Below are 19,338 nucleotides of genomic sequence, written 5' to 3' on the forward strand. Positions count from 1 at the left end.
GACCAACAAGGAAGTCAGATTTATGTCAAATATTTACCAGAGTGCACCGTCTGCCTATGATTATCCATTATTGGTAAAACAACTATTAAACCGCGCCAAAACGGTATCGCAAGAGCAAGAAATTATTTATGCAGACAAAAAGCGCTTTACTTATAAAGACTTGTTTAGTCGTATCAACCGTTTAGCCAATGTATTGGCTGGGCTGAATCTTGATGCAGGTGACGTAATCGCTGTCATGGATTGGGACAGTCACCGCTACCTTGAGTCCTACTTTGCTGTGCCTATGTCACAGTATATCTTGCAGACGGTTAACATACGTCTATCACCAGAAAAAGTCCTCTATACCATCAATCATGCTAAGCCCAAGGTATTGCTGCTCAATTCTGAGTTTGCACCATTAGTCAAAGATTATCAGTTCGAAAATTCTAGCATTGAGCATATTATTTGGTTAGATGATAATGGGGTAACGTTTGAAGGGGTTTTTGGCGGCAACCAAAATCGAGTTATAGGTGAGTATGAATCATTAATAGACGCCGCTGATAGTGATTTTGATTTTCCAGATTTTGATGAAAACACCATCGCAACCACCTTTTATACCTCAGGTACGACAGGAGATCCAAAAGGGGTGTTTTTTAGTCATCGTCAATTGGTATTGCATAGCTTAGCTGAAGCAGCAACGCTTGGTATGCTGCCCAACAAACAAGGTGTCAGCTATGGGGATGTTTACATGCCACTGACACCGATGTTTCATGTACATGCATGGGGCTTTCCATTTACAGCCACGATGGTTGGGCTAAAGCAAGTCTATCCGGGGCGTTATGCGCCTGATGCTCTAATGGACTTAATTATTAATGAAAAGGTAAGTATTACCCATTGCGTACCGACGATCTTACAGATGATACTCAAAGAAGCGCAGGATCGTAATGCCAGTTTTAATGGTCTTAAGATGATCATTGGTGGGTCAAGATTGACAGAAGGCTTGGCAAAAACTGCTATGGCACAAGGTATCGAGGTGTATACAGGCTACGGTATGTCAGAGACAGCGCCGCTCATTAGTTTGACAGAGTTCAGTTTAAATGAACCTGAGATGACAGAAGAAGAGGATATTGCTCGTCGCTGTATGACAGGTAAGCCTGTTTTGATGGTTGATGCTCAGGTATGGGGTGAGAACAACCAATCGGTAGGCGTGGGTAAGGACAACACTGGTGAGCTTGTATTACGTGCCCCTTGGCTGACTCAAAGCTATTTAAAAAATGAAGATGCAGGTAAAGAGCTGTGGGAAAATGGCTATATGCATACCCAAGACATCGCCTACATACGACCAGACGGTTATATGAGAATCACTGATCGTTTAAAAGATGTGATCAAATCAGGCGGTGAGTGGATTTCATCGCTTGAGATTGAAACGATTTTATCCCTTCATCCAGCGGTCGGTGATGTGTCTGTCATTGGGATTCCCGATAAGCAGTGGGGTGAGCGTCCATTGGCGTTAATTGTACTTAAGCCTGCGTGCCAAGATACCAGTGCTGAAGATATTAGAGCGATTGCTGAGAAAGCGGTTGAGCGTGGCATGATCCCTAAATACGGCGTACCAAATCAGTTCAAATTTGTGGATGAATTGCCAAAAACCTCAGTAGGCAAACATGACAAGAAGGTCATGCGTGAGATGTACACAAAACCCGTTGAAAAATAATGATCTTAAATTGTCTACTGCTCAGACGTTTGCTCTTATTAATATAGACTAAAGTACACGCTTAACAGTTGACCTTTACAAATTGCTCTGTTACATTTTAAACCGATACATATTGTATCGGTTTTTTATTTTGGCAAGGAAAGCCAGTTTTATATTATATTGTTATCTAATAAAATCGCATTACTATCGTTTATGCTAAGGACAGCCATTATGAGCGAGCACGCCACCAATCCAAATATTAATCATATCTCTCAAGCATCATCCACTACTATCTCAACCTTTACTGACATATATCAGGCCTCAATCAGTGATCGTGAGCAATTTTGGGCCAAGCAAGCAGAGCGCATTTATTGGCATAAAGAACCTGAGCAGATTTTGGATGATAGTAAGTTGCCCTTTGCCAAATGGTTTGTCGGTGGTGAAACCAATCTTTGTTATAACTGCGTGGATCGTCATCTGGAACAACGCGCAGAACAAGATGCCTTCATTTGGCTATCGTCAGAGATCAATCAAGAATTGATAGAAACCTTTCCAGGCGTTGTTAACGCCTTCAAAGACTTGGGCAATAATGTAGAGTTTTATACTGACTATACCAAGCGTCGCCTGACCTATAATGATTTGTATAAAGAAGTCAATTATTTCGCTGATGTGCTACAGCGTTATGGTATTGATAAAGGCGATCGTGTCATCATTTACATGCCGATGATTTTGGAAGCCGCTTACGCCATGCTGGCGTGCGCTCGTATCGGTGCGGTGCATTCGGTCGTATTTGGGGGATTTGCCGCCCATAATTTGGCGATACGCATGAATGATGCTGACGCAAAAATGGTCATCACAGTAGATGCAGGCTTGCGCGGTGGTAAAGTCATTAATTATAAAAACTTGGTCAATCAAGGGGTTGAGCAAGCAACCAAAAAACCTGAGCATGTGCTCGTGGTAAATCGAGGCGTGTTGCCTTTTCAGCCGCAAGACATCGATGTCGATTATGCGACAGAACGTCGGTACAGCTGTGAGGCAAATGCGATAGTAGCACCTGTCTGGCTTGAGTCAAACACGCCATCGTATTTGCTGTATACCTCTGGCACCACGGGTACGCCCAAAGGTGTGCAGCGTGATACAGGTGGTCATGCCGTCGCACTCACTACCTCAATAGATTATATCTACGATGGCAAAGCAGGTGAAACCTTTTGGGCGATATCGGATATCGGCTGGGCGGTTGGACACTCTTATACGATATATGCACCATTGCTTGCGGGTATGACTAGTATTATGTATGAAGGCCTACCACATCGCCCAAATCCGGGTATTTGGTGGCGTATTGTCGAGGCCAACAAGGTCAATATTTTGTTTACTGCGCCTACAGGTGTGCGTATGCTCAAAAAACAAGATGAAACGTGGATGACTCGCTATGATGTATCAAGTGTCAAATCATTCTTTTTGGCAGGCGAGCCACTTGATGAATCTACCGCCAATTGGCTCAGCAGGCATTTGGGTGTCCCTATTTTAGACCATTACTGGCAGACAGAGTCGGGTTGGCCCATCTTGAGCAATACGCCCAAATTTAATGATAAGCCGCATAAGCAAGGCTCACCTGGTTATCCAATGTATGGATATGATGCTCAAGTCATTAATGAAGAAACAGGCAAACCTTGCGCGGCGGGTGAAAAAGGCCTGTTAGCCATTAAAGCGCCTTTGCCGCCAGGTTGTCTCACGACGGTATGGGGCAACGATGAGCGTTTTATCAGTAGCTATTTTGGCTTATTTGACGGCCAGCAATACTCTACCTCAGACTATGCAGTCACGGATGAAGATGGTTATTTCTATATTCTAGGACGTACTGATGATGTGATTAACGTAGCAGGCCACCGTATAGGGACGCAAGAAATTGAGGAAGCCATTAGTAGTCATCCTGAAATGGCAGAGTGCGCCGTCGTGGGCATCCAAGATCAATTGAAGGGTGAGTTGCCTATTGCGTTTTGTGTACTAAAAGATCACGAGCAAGTAGCAACCACTGAAAATCGGTTTCGCCTTGAGCAACAAGTGATCGGTGCGGTTATCAAGTCATTGGGCGGTATCGCGCGTCCAGCAGCAATTTATTTTCCGCAAGCCCTACCAAAGACCCGTTCTGGCAAAATATTACGCCGAGCTATTCGGGCATTAGCAGAAAACAAGGACACAGGAGACATGTCAACGCTTGATAATCCAGCAGCGATTGATGCCATCAAACAATCTATGAAAGAATACTAGCGCTCTCATTCAGACAAGATTTATGACAGAGTATGGATGTAAAATTACAGGCTCATGAAAAATCATGGGCTTTTTTATTGCTTATCTTCTCAAACAAGCTAAAAATTCAACAAAGCGCTTGACCCTAAAATTGTTTTATTGTTATAGTCAATAACGATACAAAATAAATCATTTTAAATTATAGCTATTAAAAATTATCTCTTTTAGCGCTCTTTATAGATATAAAGACACCATAAATATAGCGACACTGTCGCAGTAGTCACATAAACAAGATAAGGATATCTTATGCACCACGTTCAGCAACTCATTAATGGTCAATTTACACAGTCTACTACTGATGAATGGATTGATATTACCGACCCCGCCACTCAAGAAGTCATCGCAAAAGTGCCACAATCCACAGATGATGAAATCAATCAGGCCGTTGCCGCTGCTCAAACAGCCTTTCAAACTTGGCGTAAAACACCAATTACCACCCGCGCTCGTATCTTTTTAAAATATCAATCACTGATTCGTGAGCATATGGATGAGCTTGCAGAGATTTTAACCGCAGAACAAGGGAAAACTATTGCTGATGCCCGTGGCGATGTATTTCGTGGCTTAGAAGTGGTCGAACACGCAGCAGGTATTGCCAATTTGCAGATTGGTGATTTCGTCGAAAATGTCGCCTCTGGCGTAGACACTTATAGCATTTGGCAACCACTTGGGGTCTGTGCAGGGATTACGCCCTTTAACTTTCCTGCCATGATTCCGCTATGGATGTTTCCAATGGCGATTGCAACAGGTAATACCTTTATCCTAAAACCCTCTGAACAAGATCCGATGGTCACCATGCGCTTGATTGAACTTGCTGTAGAAGCGGGCGTCCCTGAAGGTGTGTTGAATGTGGTTCACGGTGGTAAAGCGACGGTTGATGCTATTTGCGATCATCCAGATATCAAGGCGGTGTCTTTTGTGGGTTCTACCAGCGTTGGTAAACATGTCTATGAGCGCGCGAGTAAATCAGGTAAGCGTGCGCAGTGTATGATGGGCGCCAAAAACCACGGGGTAATTTTACCTGACGCTAATAAAGAACAAACGCTCAATCAATTGGCAGGTGCTGCCTTTGGTGCTGCTGGTCAACGCTGCATGGCGTTGTCAGTGGTCGTGCTGGTTGGCGCAGCAGGTGAGTGGATTGATGATATCAAAGCCAAAGCGGAAGCCTTGGTCGTATCGGCTGGCAAGAATGATAAAGATTTAGGGCCTCTGATTTCACCTGCTGCAAAAGCGCGTGTTGAGCATTTGATTGGTACTGGTGTCGAAGAAGGCGCTAGCTTAATTCTTGATGGTCGCGGCATTACCGTTGAAGGGTTTGAAAAAGGCAACTTTGTCGGACCGACTATTTTTGACAATGTCACAAGCGATATGCAAATTTATCAGCAAGAAATTTTTGGTCCTGTACTGTGTATCATGCGTGCTGCTAGTTTGGATGAGGCGATAGAGCTGCTCAATGCCAATCCACATGGCAATGGTACGGCCATCTTTACCCAGTCAGGTGCCGCCGCGCACAAATTTCAGCAAGACATCATGGTCGGTCAAATTGGTATTAACTTACCGATTCCTGTGCCACTACCCATGTTCTCATTCTCAGGTTCACGTGCAAGTAAGCTTGGCGATCTTGGTCCTTATGGTAAGCAAGCCGTACAGTTCTATACTCAGACGAAAACGGTGACGGCGCGATGGTTTGATGACGAAGCGAGTCGCGGTGTTAATACGACTATTTCGATATAGTCATTCACTATCGCTGCGGTGTGTTCATTGTTCTGCTTGTGGTTTTGCAGTAGCATACTTTTATCGCCATACTGCGTTTTTAATGAAATAATAAAACAAGAAGACAATGACACACTTAGCCTCATTCACCATATTTGCTATACATGCACAAGGATGACCATATGGATTTTTCACTCACTGATGATCAGATTGCCTTTCGCCAAACTGCGAGACAGTTTGCTCAAAAAGAGCTTAAGCCAAACGCAGCAGAATGGGATCGTACATCACATTTTCCTATTGATGTTATCAAAAAGTCAGGTGAGCTTGGCTTTTTGGGACTGTATACCAATCCAGAGTACGATGGTTTGGGATTGCCACGACTGGATTCTGCCATGGTTTTTGAAGAACTGGCGTGGGGCGATACGGCAGTTGCGGCTTATATGAGTATTCATAATATGGCGAGCTGGATGATTGGTGAGTATGGCAATGACGCTTTATGCAAGAAATATCTTCCCAATATGGTCAGCGGTGAGTGGCTTGGTAGCTACTGCTTGACAGAACCAAATGCTGGTTCTGATGCCGCCTCTCTACGTACCAAAGCTGATAAGCAAGGCAATTACTATATTCTGAATGGAGAAAAAACCTTTATATCAGGAGCAGGATCGACCGATATATTAGTAGTGATGGCACGTACGGGCGGCGCAGGACCAAAAGGTGTGTCAGCATTTGTGGTCGAAGCCGATAGTGATGGTATTGAGTACGGCAAAAATGAGCATAAGATGGGCTGGAAAGCACAGCCAACACGAACGATCAGTTTTAAAGACGTCAAGGTGCCTGTAGAAAACTTAATAGGTGAGGAAGGTCAAGGCTTTCGTATTGCTATGAAAGGTTTGGATGGTGGACGTATTAATATTGGCATATGTGCGGTTGGTACGGCACAGTCCGCGTTAGAGACCGCAACCAATTATGTCCAAGAGCGTAGTCAATTTGGTAGTCCGATTGCCAGCTTACAGTCCGTACAATTTAAACTGGCAGATATGCTGACCCAAACGATTACGGCACGGCAAATGCTGTATTTAGCGGCGAACAAGGTCGATAACGAGGATTCGCAGGCCTCCGTATACTGTGCAATGGCAAAACGCTTATCGACAGATCTTTGTTTTGACGTCGCTAATGAAGCCTTACAGTTACATGGCGGCTATGGCTATCTGAATGAATACCCACTTGAGCGCCATGTTCGAGACTTACGTGTCCATCAGATTTTGGAAGGCACCAATGAAATCATGCGAGTAATTGTCTCACGTCAGCTGTTGCAAGACGATGCGCTGAGTCAATTACGCTAATACATCGGTATGGTTCTTTACCCATAAAGTGCATGTAGTAAAACCATGTTAAAACAAGGATGTTTTATGACAGATTATACCAATCTTACATTATTAATTGATCATCATACGGCGATTGTCACACTGAATAATCCACCTGCCCACACGTGGACGATGGATAGCTTGCAAGCGCTCAAACAACTGATTGCTGACTTGAATGCAAAGGATGATGTCTATGCTTTAATCATTCGTGGAGACGGCGAGAAGTTCTTTTCAGCAGGCGCGGATCTGAATAATTTTGCAGATGGAGACAAAGGTCATGCAATCAGCATGGCTATCGCTTTTGGCGAAGCTTTTGAAGCTTTATCCGCTTATCGTGGCGTGAGTATCGCTGTTATCAACGGCTATGCAATGGGGGGCGGTCTTGAGTGTGCACTTGCCTGTGATATTCGTATCGCAGAAGAACACGCGCAGATGGCATTGCCAGAGACGGGCGTAGGCTTACTGCCTTGCGCGGGCGGTACACAAAATCTGCCTTGGCTTGTGGGTGAGGGCTGGGCAAAACGCATGATATTGTGCGGCGAGCGTGTCGATGCAAATACGGCTCTGCGAATTGGTTTAGTCGAGGAAATCACGGCCAAAGGCGAGGGTCTAACGGCAGCACAAGCATTGGCGCAAAAGGTTGCCAAACAGTCACCAGTTGCTGTCAGCTATTCTAAAACGCTTATCCAAGCGGCTAGAGACACACCGCCTGCACAGAACCTTATTCTTGAGCGTGAGGCCTTTGTTAAGTTGTTTGATACCAAAGATCAGCGCGAAGGTGTTCAAGCATTTTTAGAAAAGCGTAAACCAAATTGGCAAAATAAATAAATTAAATTTTCTAATTCTTGTAGGTGATTTTGATGGCAGCAGCGATGACAGCGATAGACGATGGTGATAATCAAAAAACGATAGAGCAGAACGCGTCTGTACTTTTCGAGACTGAACTGACCGATTGCGGTCATCTGATCGGAATAATGACCTTAAACACGCCCAAATCTTTGAACGCTCTGAGCGTCGATATGTGCCAGTTGTTATCAGCACAATTAGAGCAGTGGCAAAATGAGGATCAGGTGGTTGCTTTGGTACTAAAAGGCTCAGGTGACAAAGCATTTTGTGCAGGCGGTGATATTCGTAAACTATACGATAGTATGTCTGCGAATGCGCCAATGCCAAACCCTTATGCCACAGAGTTTTTCAGTCATGAATATCGTCTCTATCGCCAGATGCATTTTTATTCAAAACCATTAATACTGTGGGGCGATGGGATTATCATGGGCGGCGGCATGGGGCTGATGGCAGGTTGCAGTCACCGCATCGTTACTGAACGTACGCGTTTTGCCATGCCTGAAGTAACTATTGGCTTGTTTCCTGATGCCTCTGGCAGCTGGTTTTTACAACGCATGCCAGCCAAGACAGGGTTGTTTTTGGGGCTGACGGGTGCGATGTGCAATGGCAACGACGCTCTCTTCGCCAATCTTGCAGAGTATGCCGTCTCAAGCGACAATTATGATGCCATTATCCAGCGTTTAAAGCAGAGCGATTGGCAAGCGGCAACTGAATCTACTGATACTAAGAGCCTTCATGACAATAGTGCTTATAGTATCGTCAGCCGTGCACTGGCTGCACAGGCCACTGCTGACCTACCTCCTAGTAAGTTGGCTGCATACTGGTCTCCGATTCAAAAACTGATGAATAGTGGCGGTTTGGGCGATATTGATGCACTGCTACAGAGTGATGAAGCGCTTGCACAGCTAGGAGCAGATTTCTTTGAGGACAACTGGACACAGCGAGCAGTAGCAACGTATCGTCATGGCTGTCCTACGACGGCTGCACTGACGTATGCGCTGTATCATAAAGTTACCGACCTATCGATAGAGCAAGTTCTGTATCTAGAAACCAATGTGGCCGTGCATTGTGCTGCCAATCCAGACTTTAAGGAAGGCGTACGAGCATTACTGATTGACAAAGATCGCAATCCGCAGTGGTCACGTTCGTTGGCTGATTGTTTGAGTGAAGAAGGACAAGCATACATTCAGCAGCATCTCGTCAATCCTTATTCTAAAGGTGAACATCCTTTAGAGCATTGGCTGAGTGATCATGCTTTAGGCAATGAGCTTGTACGCTAAAGGTTTGAGCATCAGAATAATTACTAAGTATAAATAAGACTTAAAAACAGTAAATACCATATATAGCAATGTCTGCATAAGCAATCATCAAGGAGCGATGAGATGGATATCAATGATAGAAACGCAACTGATAAAGACGGCGATAAGCCAAAAATAGCTTTTATTGGGCTGGGTAACATGGGCGCACCCATGGCAGAGAATCTACTAAAAGCAGGCTATACCTTGTCTGTCTATGACTTGTCGCAAGCTGCAACAGAGCGTTTACAGCAAGCAGGGGCAAGCGTTGCATCTAGCCCTATTGAAGCTGCGCGTAACGCCCAAGTTGTTATCAGTATGTTGCCTGCTGGCAAGCATGTTCATTCTGTTTACTTGGGTAAAAATGGCTCTAATGGATTACTGACAGCGTTACCTAAAGGCACGCTCGTGATTGATAGCAGTACGATAGCGGCTGCAGATGCCGTGAAAGTCGCTGCAGCGGCAAGTCAGCTTGGTATCGACTTCTTAGATGCGCCCGTATCTGGTGGGACAGGCGGTGCAATTGCTGGTAGCTTAACCTTTATTGTTGGGGGTAGTGATGAAGCCTTTGCCAAAGCGCAACCAATACTAGCCGTCATGGGCAAAAACATTTTTCATGCAGGTGATCAAGGCGCAGGGCAAGTCGCAAAAATATGCAACAACATGCTGCTGGGGATTTTGATGGCGGGAACAGCAGAAGCCATTAATTTAGGGGTCAAGAATGGACTGGACCCCAAAGTATTATCAGATATTATGCTACAAAGCTCAGGTCGAAACTGGACATTGGAGGTCTATAATCCTTATCCTCAAGTGATGGAAAATGTGCCCTCTAGCAATGGTTATCAGGGCGGCTTTATGAGTAAGTTGATGCAAAAAGACCTCAATCTTGCCATGCAAACTGCTCAGGATACCAATGTCGAAACGCCAATGGGCGCTAAAGCCGCAGAGCTTTATGAAGCACACACCGTAGAGAATGGCGATAAGGATTTTTCAAGTATTATGGGTCGTCATGACCACTCAGTACTGTTTTAATATATCAAACCGATACATTGAGGGACACGTGCGACTGATATATATTTTTCTTACTTGCTGCGAACACAGAGGCCACGAAAAAGCCATCCCAGTCGCATTGTCTTGTTTTTAAAGTAAATCGACCGTATCTTTGATGGTTTATATAAAACGAATAAGCAAATAAAAAAGGGCCTGCATAGCTATATATAGTGCAGACCCTTTTTTATTTCATATGAATTGATATGTTAGCTTTGCAGGTCATACACAAGGGCTTGAATATCCTGCGCCGCTTTTTGTAGACGTGGGACATGAACCAATAGTTCATCTAGTGATACACGTATGGTGGGCGCATGCAGGTATAACGAGGCCAGATAGCGTGACTTTTTATCTAATATAGGTACAGCCACTGCTACCATTTCAGAAATAAACTCTTCATTGTCTATCCCAATACCTGTTTCAGCAATACGATCAAGCTCAGCGTTTAATGCATCAATATCAGTAATAGTATTTTTAGTGAACTTATCGAGCGGCAGACCTTGGAGTATCTTATGGCGACTGGTAGCGGATAATTGGCTCAAGTAGAGCTTACCTGTTGCAGTACACCACATTGGCGATTTTGCGCCGACTGGTAAGTAAATTTGTAGTGGTAGGGTCGTCTGAGCACGGTTGGTATAAATCATATTCATATGATAAGGAACCCCAATGCCACAGGTTTCTTTTAGCTCATCAACCAGCTTTTGCAGAATCATTTGTCGTTCATTAAAGAATAGTCTTTGCTGCCAAAGCTCAACACTCAGATTACGTACGCGCTTTCCAGGAATAATACCGCCACCGATATCGACAGTCAAAAACCCTTCATCAACCAAGTTTTGGATCAGTCTATGAATGGTCGGCTTGGGAATATCCAATTCTTGCGATAGCTCAAGTGGAGACAAAGGTTTAGAAGCGTAAGATGCCGCTTCTATAATCTCTAGCACACGGGTAATTGACGATACTTTAGGCATATAGAGGGCTCAACAGTGGTAAAAAGAACAAACAAAGACCATTACAACCAGTCACAAAGCAAATAAACAGAGACAAATACTATGGGTTCCGTTCTCTTGATTTTTTCTTTCGATTCAGTACAGTACTGAACGCATAGGACGTTTCTTCTCATTATATAGAAACATTGGTCTTACGTGGGCATCTGTCTCAAATTTTATATAAAGGTAATAATAGATACGTGAACTCACAAAACACAACAAACTGTAGTATTAAGCTATATAACTGTCATTGAGTTAAATAATAAAGTAAGCGATGATAATGACATATTTTGTAATATCCTCACATGAACATTAAGCATCCAATGTTCATGTCTGGGTCATTTAGTTGGTTTGAGAGTATTGTGTAACAGAAAGTCGAAGTTTTACGGGTTAGTGTAGTAATTATTACAATATCTATGCAATCTTTACATAACGGTAAATAAAAAGCGCATCTGTAGGGGTGACTTTTTGAGCCAAAATTGTTTTAATCTGCTCAACAAAATGATCGATTTAAAAAAAGCTAAGTTGTCATTTTTTTTGGGCGAGTTATTCCACACTTTAGGAGAGTATTTATGAAACTTATTAAATTAACAGCAATTTCTGCTGCCGTTTTAGCGTCAACTGCTGCACTAGCAGCTGAACCTGTTATTGTTGTTGATAATAACGATGCAATGGCTTATGAAGCACAACCAGTTGCAGTAGCTTATGAAGCAGAGCCAGTTGCAGTAGCCTATGAAGCAGAACCTGCTCCTTCTTACGCTTATAATGCTGACGCTGGTGTACTAAGCAACACTACTGGTGCTGTATTAGGTGGTACTAAGACTTTGTTCCAAACTGCTATCAACCCAGCATCTGTAAGTGCTGAAGTTGGTACTTTAGGTTATGGTGCTAACGTTGCTTGGTCAATGAACGAAAAAACTGAATTGCAAGCTGGTTGGGCAGGTGGCGATGTTGCTGACCTATTCGGCGGTGACTTTGATGCTAATGACATCAACTATGATGTAGATGCTGATTTCAGCAACCCATACCTAGGTGTTCAGTACCGTCCAGTTGCTAACTGGTTCACAATGGGTGCTGGTATCATTGTTCCTGATAACGATATCGATGTACGTGCAAATTCTAAAGGTCCAAACTTCAGAATCGACGACGTTGATTACAATGCTAGTCAGACTGGTACATTGTCTGGTACTATCGAACACCGTAACAAGCTAGCGCCTTATGGTACTATCGGTTTCCGTCCTAACATCACTAACAACTTTGGTGTGTTCGGTGAAATTGGTGCAGCATACATGGGCAAAACTGATGCTACTGTTCGTTCAAGCAATCCAGACGGCCTAGTTACTGCTGTATCTGGTAATAGCGGTAATACTTCTACTACTGTTGTTACAGGTAAAGATGTTGCTAAAGCTGCTGAGCAAGAACTTGAAGATAAAGATTACCTAGAGTGGTTCCCAATTGTTAAAGTTGGTGCAACTTACCGTTTCTAATCTAATGACAGTTTAAATACTGTTACTAGAAAAGATTAAAGTAAAAAATGACCCTTTTTAGGGTCATTTTTTTTGTGTAAAGAAATCGTGAAAATAGGTTATTTAAAATATAACGATCGTTTGTTGGTTAGGCAAAATAGCAATACGGTAATGAGGTAAATCATATTGAACGACTTGGATAGTGGATTCGCCTTCTAGGCAACACATCAAATCAGGAATGAGAGCAGCATAATCCATACTCAATCCTTGTGCCAAGGTATATTGATGAATTTTGATAAAGCTTTCTTTTATTTGCCATAATAATTTGGCAATGTTGTCACGTTGAATAATGGGAAGTGACTTTAGGGCTGCAAGCTCATCGGTTGAGTAAAAACGCTTTGCGACTCGCCATTTAACATTGTTACTTTCTACATCAATACCTACAGGACGATGACGAGTAATAATGACGGCAATGTGACTTTTTAGCGTCTCATTGAGTGTTAGGGCAGAGCGTTCACTAACGTTATTTTTGTTAGCGCTGCTTGTATGACTAAAGCATACATAATAGCCATTATTACTGAGGCGATAAGGAAAACCTGATTCGTCTAAAGAATCGCTTATGTTGAGTTCATTGAGTAATTTTTTCAATAATAATCGAACACCCTGCCGTTGTAGTTGGCGCTGCTTATGAGCCAGTTCCCGTACTGATAGAGTCAGGGTTGCAGAGTGATACTGCCAATTTACTTCTGTAAAGTCATAGCGAGCTATATGAGATATAAAAGCAGCTGTTTGCCATATTTTTTCTTCTTGCTGCGCTTTCAAAGTTTCGCTTACTTGCGCAGTAGCACACCAGGTTGTGGCGTCAAGCTGAGTATAATGCAGCTGGGTCAGACTCAAGGTTGATATCATTGGTAGGAATCGATTGATATAAGTTCGCTTAGTAAAACATAAAAAGCCCAGCAATATAATATCGTTGGGCTTTTTACTATCAAGCAGAGTGCACTTGATGAATTGTACCAGTATTAATAAGACAATTCAGCACGGCGGTTTTGCGCATAGGCTTCTTCAGTAGTACCAGTAGCAGCAGGACGCTCTTCGCCATAGCTGATAACGCGGACGTTATTTACAGCGACACCTTGAGCTGCTAGGTAGTTACGAGCAGCTTGTGCACGGCGCTCGCCCAATGCGATGTTATATTCACGACTACCACGCTCATCGGTATGACCTGCGATAACAACACCAGCGTTCGGGTTTGAGCTTAGTAAGCTTGCATGCTGATTGAGGACGTTTGCAGCTTGTGAAGTAATTTCACTGCTATCAAAAGCAAAATAGACAACCGCTTGCAAATTTTCAGCACCCGTAACCACTGCACTAGAATTATCAACGATTACAGCACCATTATATCCTGCTTGTCCACCTGGAATGCCTAGTGGCGCAACGACAACTTCAGAGGTAGCGCGCTTGGTAGCACAACCTGTGGTCAATGCAACAGCACTTGATAATACAGCGAGGACAGCGATCTTAGAAAAACTGGTTGACATAATAAGCTCCTAAAAATTTAATTAATTTTGTTTTTTTAAACTGCTTACAATAAAACTCAGGCAATTGCTATCTAGCATATACTAAATGTTACATTATGTAAGTAGTATTACTGTAAATAACTCTTGAATTTACATATGGATATCGAGCGCATTACCAACGGTTCTTGCCCCAATTTTCAGGATTGGCCCAATAATCAGCATTGAGCCAATTTGGTAATTGTTTATAGTCATATAAGTTAAATTGCCACAAGGTAGCTGAATCTGATGATGCAGATTTTGCCTTATTGATAACTTTATCTTCTAAAGGCTGCTCATTTAAGACATCAAACGGTGTGAAGCCATAAGCTTTTAGATCTACAGTATCATCTAGAGCGATTAAAACGTGAGCGGCATAAAGGTCGCGATAGCGCATGAGTAGTGGAATATATTGTTGTAGCAGCTCTAATGATAATGTCGGTAGCCAAAAGCAGGCGAGTGTATAACGCTCTGGTACGGGTTGGTGAAAAAGCTTTGATAATGTGGATATCTGTAGTTTTTGCATGTCTGCTGTTGATGATCTGTGGCTTTGATTAACTACATAACTATTTAGCTGCGGCCCAATCGCTAATTGCGCGTTCTTATCCTGTAGTACCCATAGCACTTCAGCGTTATCATTAGGTTGACTAGATGTTGCGCCTACTTCTGTGGTCAGTGATGGTAGCAAGGCATCAACATAATCTATGAGAAGTGGTAGAGTAATATTCGAGTGATTGGAGCTATGTTGTGTCATGTAATAAGCCATTTATTAAATGTTAAGTATCATTGTGCTTATTAAATCATTTTAATTGTCATTATCCAATGAATAGAGTAGGTTAATTATTTCGGTATATATATTCTCTTTTTGAAAGCGGTTCTGTATTAGCAACATAGTTAAAAAACAGTTACTTTAAAGTACGCTCTTGAAATTTAGGGTTTTAGGTCAATTTAACTATCAGATCATCGAAATTAAATCGTCTTTCATCTTTGACTTTATCTGATCTATTGCACGTATGATTCAATACACATCATCGTCAAATGCTACTATCCTTACTCATATATTATAAATAATAATAGGAACTCATATGTCTATTGCTGAAACTGATGCTCAAATCATCAATCCAAATATGCCTGATGTGCCGCCAACTGCTCCAAGCAAAATCAATTTAAAAGATTACAAAAAACCAAGCTTTAATGTGGAAACCGTCAATTTGGATATCAAATTGTTTGAGGAGTATGCGCAGGTAAATAGTACTTTGAAAATGCTGCGTCAAACCGAAGGCGATCTGGTGTTATTTGGTGAAGAGCTTGAGTTACTAACGATTCAGATGAATGGTCACCAATTGGATGAAGGAGATTATCAGCAAGAAGCAAGGACGTTAACCATTGCCAATGCGTCTGATGAAGTGACATTAGATATTCAAGTACGCATCTGCCCACAAACCAACACGGCGCTTGAAGGACTGTATATGGCGGGCAGTGGTGACGATACTATGTTTGTCACTCAGTGTGAGCCTGAAGGCTTTCGCAAGATAACTTTTTATCCAGACCGTCCTGATGTGTTGGCCATATTTACAACGCGTCTTGAAGCAGACAAGCGCTACGCCACGTTACTGGCCAATGGCAATCTGGTCGAGGCAGGTGACGTGGTAGACGAGCCAAACCGTCATTACGCGATTTGGCATGATCCAACCAATAAACCAAGTTATTTGTTTGCCTGTGTGGTGGCTGATTTGGACGTGCTGACAGATTCTTACACCACAAGCGAAGGCCGTGAAGTCACGCTTGAGCTCTATGCAAAATCTGCTGATATTGATAAATGTGATGTCGGTATGCAGGCGCTAAAAGACGCTATGGAGTGGGATGAGGTCAATTATGGCCGAGCCTATGATTTGGATCGTTATATGATCGTCGCGGTTAGTCAGTTCAACATGGGTGCGATGGAAAACAAAGGTCTTAATATTTTCAACACCGCTTGCGTATTGTCTAGCCCTGAGACCACAACCGATGCGCGTAGCTTTAGCGTCAAAGCCATTATTGCTCATGAATATTTTCATAACTGGACTGGTAATCGCATCACTTGCCGCGATTGGTTCCAATTATGTCTAAAAGAAGGCTTTACGGTCTACCGTGATCAATCTTTTTCAGCGGATCAGCAATCAAGTGCCGTTCAGCGAATTGATGATGTGGCTACTTTGCGTGCGCACCAGTTCAGCGAAGACGCAGGTCCACTGGCGCATCCTGTGCGTCCTGAGAGCTTCGTTGAGATCAATAACTTTTATACCACAACTGTCTATGAAAAAGGCGCAGAAATTGTGCGTATGATTGCCAATACATTGGGGCCAGATGACTTTCGTAAAGGCACAGATGAGTACTTCCGCCGCTATGATGGGCAGGCGGTGACGGTTGAGGACTTTTTGTCAGCGCTGAGTATCACTGACAATAAAATTGAAAACTTCATCGATTGGTATCGTCAGCCAGGCACGCCAGTTGTTTCGGGTCACCAAAGTTATGATAGTACCGCACAGACACTCACCATTACGTTGAGTCAGCAGACTCGTCACGTCAGTGGCTTTGACGCACCAAAACCTCTTCCAATTCCAGTAGCGACGGCGCTGTTTGATAAAAACTCTGGCGGCATCGTCGCTGAGCGTATGCTGCTACTTGATCAAGCCACACAAACCTTTGTGTTTGAAAACATTACTAGCGAACCTGTGGTGTCGTTATTACGTGATTTTAGTGCGCCTGTACAGCTCAATTATGATTATCAAGATGAAGACTTGGCATTTTTGCTCAAATATGAGACCAATGGGTTTAATCGCTGGCAAGTGACTCAAATGCTTGTCAATCGTATTTTACTGCAAGGACAAAGCTCAAAAAGCAGCCCTGATATATATCTGCAAGCATTGTCACAGGCATTGCCAGTACTAGCGTCTGACGATGCGATGTTGGCCGCGCGTTTGCTCGATATCCCATCAGCACAAGAACTGGCTTCAGCAATTCAAAAAGATTACGATCCAGAGTTGGTGAAAGCGCAGCGTGAAAGCTTGTATCAACAAGTGGCAGATACGTTTAAAGACCAATGGTCAGAGCTTTATAAACAGCTACCTATAGATGCCTATGAAGACAGTGCTGAAGCGCGTGGTAAACGTGCTTTGCGTAATGTGATACTTGACATGGCTTTGACTGCTGGTGTCAACGATGCCTCAGAGTGGGCTGAGCAGCAGTACAATCATGCCAGCTGTATGACAGAACGCTTTGGTGCTCTAAAAGCCATGGTCAATCATCAAGTGGCGAACGCTGACAATTATTTGCAAGATTTTTATCAGCGCTTTCAAGCAGATGATTTGGTCATCGATCTATGGTTCAGTGTGCAAGCGTCTGCCAATAATGTGAGCGTCGATGTAATTGAGTCATTGCTTATGCACGAAGACTTCGATTGGAATACGCCCAATCGTGTACGCTCAGTGGTGGGGGCATTTAGCGCTCAGCCTACGGTATTGTGGACACAAAAAGGTCTTGATATGTATACGGGTGTGATTAAAAAGCTGGATGATGCCAACCCTGTATTGGCATCACGCTTGTTACAAGTATTAGCCCGCTGGAATACATTGGTTGAGCCACGTCGTCAAATGGCTCATGATAGCTTATTGGACTTACAAAGGAATGTGACGTCAAAGCATGTGATGGAAAGTTTAGACAGTGTGTTAAATGCTGCAAACAGCTAACTATTGACATATCCTTATGTTGAAGCAAGAAAAAGCCCGTTTGACAATACTAGTGTCAAACGGGCTTTTTTAAGTTGATGAACATCGACTCATTGATGTGCACAGTGATTAACGGTTAGGCAGGACGTCTTTTACCATGTCACGTAAGTTACGTAGTGACGTGACCGTACTTTCCCAATCTAGACAGCCATCAGTAATTGACTTACCGTATTCAAGCGCATCCAAATCAGCAGTCAGCTCTTGGCGACCACCTTTGAGATGACTCTCAATCATCATACCAATAATAGATTTGTTGCCGTTTTGGATCTGCTCGGCGACGTTTTGGATGACCATTGGCTGTAGGTAAGGATCTTTGCCTGAGTTGGCATGGCTTGAGTCAATCATGATCTTGCCGTTCGTCTTACCTTTCGCTAGCTCATTTTCGACTTGAGCAACGGCAGTTTCATCATAGTTAGGCTTGCCGTTACCACCGCGCAGTACCACATGGGCGTAAGGGTTGCCTTTAGATTTGATGATACAGACTTTGCCATCAGATGACAGACCCAAGAAGCTATGACCAGCTTTTACGGCTTGCATGGCGTTGACGGCAACCGTCATACCACCGTCAGTACCATTTTTGAAGCCGACAGGGCAAGATAGGCCAGAGCTCATTTCACGGTGCGTTTGACTCTCAGTCGTACGTGCGCCAATAGCAGACCAGCTAATCAAATCCTGCATGTACTGCGGGGTATTAGGATCTAAGGCTTCGGTCGCACACGGCAAGCCTTTTTCGTTTAAGTCAAGCAATAGCATACGAGCAGTACGTAGACCTTTTTCGATGTCAAAGCTGTCATTCATATCAGGGTCATTAATCATACCCTTCCAGCCGACAGTGGTACGTGGTTTTTCAAAATAAACGCGCATCACAACAAAGACGCTGTCTTCGATCTCTTTTGCCAATACAGCCAAACGATCGGCATATTCGTGAGCAGCTTTGATGTCGTGGATAGAACAAGGGCCAATGACCACAAATAGGCGCTTATCTTTACCATCCAAGATGTTTTGAATGGTGTTGCGCCCTTTTAGAACCGTGTCATACGCTTTGTCTGATAAAGGTAGCTCGGTCTTTAGTTCAGCGGGAGTAATCAAAGGAATAAATTTTTCAATATTCACGTCGTCAATATCTGCATTATGGGTAACTGATGTTGTCATGGTTATATATCATCTAGCTGATTTATAGGAATATTCATTATGCGGACAAAACACTTAGTTGACAAGGGTAGTCGAGCAGTTAATTAACTGATAACTGGAATGTGGAAACCAAAACTTAGTTATACTTACACTCACTTAGGCTTGCATTTGACGTCGCAAATGCATGTTTG

14 protein-coding genes are annotated in these 19,338 nt (G+C 43.3%); 9 read left to right on the plus strand and 5 right to left on the minus strand.

Features of this window, described 5'->3' with window-relative positions; all coding sequences use genetic code 11:
- Positions 1-22 precede the first annotated feature (22 nt).
- From CIK80_RS13770 to mmsB, 7 genes are all read left to right on the plus strand, one after another.
- Positions 23-1,693 (plus strand): fatty acid--CoA ligase, encoded by a 1,671-nt coding sequence (locus CIK80_RS13770; RefSeq protein ID WP_095570499.1) that lies wholly within the window; start codon positions 23-25, stop codon positions 1,691-1,693.
- A 210-nt stretch (positions 1,694-1,903) separates the two neighbouring features.
- Complete coding sequence (locus CIK80_RS13775; protein ID WP_095570500.1) at positions 1,904-3,940, plus strand: propionate--CoA ligase; 2,037 nt, start codon at positions 1,904-1,906, stop codon at positions 3,938-3,940.
- A 285-nt stretch (positions 3,941-4,225) separates the two neighbouring features.
- Complete coding sequence (locus CIK80_RS13780; protein WP_095570501.1) at positions 4,226-5,710, plus strand: CoA-acylating methylmalonate-semialdehyde dehydrogenase; 1,485 nt, start codon at positions 4,226-4,228, stop codon at positions 5,708-5,710.
- 161 nt (positions 5,711-5,871) lie between these two features.
- Positions 5,872-7,032, plus strand: a complete 1,161-nt coding sequence (locus CIK80_RS13785; protein ID WP_095570502.1) for an acyl-CoA dehydrogenase family protein — start codon at positions 5,872-5,874, stop codon at positions 7,030-7,032.
- Positions 7,033-7,098: 66 nt separating this feature from the next.
- On the plus strand, positions 7,099-7,881 hold the full coding sequence (locus CIK80_RS13790) for an enoyl-CoA hydratase (RefSeq protein ID WP_095570503.1): 783 nt from the start codon (positions 7,099-7,101) through the stop codon (positions 7,879-7,881).
- Between the two features lie 32 nt (positions 7,882-7,913).
- Positions 7,914-9,179, plus strand: coding sequence for an enoyl-CoA hydratase/isomerase family protein (locus CIK80_RS13795; RefSeq protein ID WP_257011788.1), 1,266 nt, complete (start codon positions 7,914-7,916; stop codon positions 9,177-9,179).
- 102 nt (positions 9,180-9,281) lie between these two features.
- On the plus strand, positions 9,282-10,226 hold the full coding sequence (gene mmsB / locus CIK80_RS13800; RefSeq protein ID WP_095570504.1) for a 3-hydroxyisobutyrate dehydrogenase: 945 nt from the start codon (positions 9,282-9,284) through the stop codon (positions 10,224-10,226).
- A 224-nt stretch (positions 10,227-10,450) separates the two neighbouring features.
- On the opposite strand, the gene CIK80_RS13805 is transcribed toward mmsB, so the two are convergent.
- The gene (locus CIK80_RS13805) at positions 10,451-11,209 is read right to left on the minus strand and encodes an IclR family transcriptional regulator (protein WP_062844729.1); all 759 of its coding nucleotides are present in this window, start codon (positions 11,207-11,209) and stop codon (positions 10,451-10,453) included.
- A 590-nt stretch (positions 11,210-11,799) separates the two neighbouring features.
- Between CIK80_RS13805 and CIK80_RS13810 the strand changes: the two genes are divergently transcribed.
- A complete protein-coding gene (locus CIK80_RS13810) occupies positions 11,800-12,714 on the plus strand; it encodes a hypothetical protein (RefSeq protein WP_095570505.1) in 915 nt (304 codons plus the stop codon).
- A 102-nt stretch (positions 12,715-12,816) separates the two neighbouring features.
- On the opposite strand, the gene CIK80_RS13815 is transcribed toward CIK80_RS13810, so the two are convergent.
- The 3 genes from CIK80_RS13815 to CIK80_RS13825 all read right to left on the minus strand — a co-directional run bounded on the left by CIK80_RS13815 (position 12,817) and on the right by CIK80_RS13825 (position 15,003).
- The gene (locus CIK80_RS13815) at positions 12,817-13,602 is read right to left on the minus strand and encodes a 4'-phosphopantetheinyl transferase superfamily protein (RefSeq protein ID WP_095570506.1); all 786 of its coding nucleotides are present in this window, start codon (positions 13,600-13,602) and stop codon (positions 12,817-12,819) included.
- A 113-nt stretch (positions 13,603-13,715) separates the two neighbouring features.
- The gene (gene pal / locus CIK80_RS13820; protein ID WP_062844726.1) at positions 13,716-14,234 is read right to left on the minus strand and encodes a peptidoglycan-associated lipoprotein Pal; all 519 of its coding nucleotides are present in this window, start codon (positions 14,232-14,234) and stop codon (positions 13,716-13,718) included.
- Between the two features lie 151 nt (positions 14,235-14,385).
- Complete coding sequence (locus tag CIK80_RS13825) at positions 14,386-15,003, minus strand: DUF6231 family protein (protein WP_095570507.1); 618 nt, start codon at positions 15,001-15,003, stop codon at positions 14,386-14,388.
- A 331-nt stretch (positions 15,004-15,334) separates the two neighbouring features.
- Between CIK80_RS13825 and pepN the strand changes: the two genes are divergently transcribed.
- Positions 15,335-17,977: an aminopeptidase N gene (gene pepN / locus CIK80_RS13830; protein WP_095570508.1), complete on the plus strand. Its 2,643-nt coding sequence runs from the start codon at positions 15,335-15,337 to the stop codon at positions 17,975-17,977.
- 108 nt (positions 17,978-18,085) lie between these two features.
- Here pepN and CIK80_RS13835 read toward each other — a convergent pair whose 3' ends face one another.
- The gene (locus tag CIK80_RS13835; RefSeq protein ID WP_095570509.1) at positions 18,086-19,168 is read right to left on the minus strand and encodes a 3-deoxy-7-phosphoheptulonate synthase; all 1,083 of its coding nucleotides are present in this window, start codon (positions 19,166-19,168) and stop codon (positions 18,086-18,088) included.
- Between the last annotated feature and the right edge of the window lie 170 nt (positions 19,169-19,338).

This window comes from Psychrobacter sp. JB193 (assembly GCF_002285555.1).
GTDB classification, from domain to species: domain Bacteria; phylum Pseudomonadota; class Gammaproteobacteria; order Pseudomonadales; family Moraxellaceae; genus Psychrobacter; species Psychrobacter alimentarius.

Coding starts and splice junctions, on each gene's coding strand:
- CIK80_RS13770 (WP_095570499.1), top strand. CDS start 23: ATGTCAAATATTTACCAGAGTGCACCGTCTGCCTATGATTATCCATTA.
- CIK80_RS13775 (WP_095570500.1), top strand. CDS start 1,904: ATGAGCGAGCACGCCACCAATCCAAATATTAATCATATCTCTCAAGCA.
- CIK80_RS13780 (WP_095570501.1), top strand. CDS start 4,226: ATGCACCACGTTCAGCAACTCATTAATGGTCAATTTACACAGTCTACT.
- CIK80_RS13785 (WP_095570502.1), top strand. CDS start 5,872: ATGGATTTTTCACTCACTGATGATCAGATTGCCTTTCGCCAAACTGCG.
- CIK80_RS13790 (WP_095570503.1), top strand. CDS start 7,099: ATGACAGATTATACCAATCTTACATTATTAATTGATCATCATACGGCG.
- CIK80_RS13795 (WP_257011788.1), top strand. CDS start 7,914: ATGGCAGCAGCGATGACAGCGATAGACGATGGTGATAATCAAAAAACG.
- mmsB (WP_095570504.1), top strand. CDS start 9,282: ATGGATATCAATGATAGAAACGCAACTGATAAAGACGGCGATAAGCCA.
- CIK80_RS13805 (WP_062844729.1), bottom strand. CDS start 11,209: ATGCCTAAAGTATCGTCAATTACCCGTGTGCTAGAGATTATAGAAGCG.
- CIK80_RS13810 (WP_095570505.1), top strand. CDS start 11,800: ATGAAACTTATTAAATTAACAGCAATTTCTGCTGCCGTTTTAGCGTCA.
- CIK80_RS13815 (WP_095570506.1), bottom strand. CDS start 13,602: ATGATATCAACCTTGAGTCTGACCCAGCTGCATTATACTCAGCTTGAC.
- pal (WP_062844726.1), bottom strand. CDS start 14,234: ATGTCAACCAGTTTTTCTAAGATCGCTGTCCTCGCTGTATTATCAAGT.
- CIK80_RS13825 (WP_095570507.1), bottom strand. CDS start 15,003: ATGACACAACATAGCTCCAATCACTCGAATATTACTCTACCACTTCTC.
- pepN (WP_095570508.1), top strand. CDS start 15,335: ATGTCTATTGCTGAAACTGATGCTCAAATCATCAATCCAAATATGCCT.
- CIK80_RS13835 (WP_095570509.1), bottom strand. CDS start 19,168: ATGACAACATCAGTTACCCATAATGCAGATATTGACGACGTGAATATT.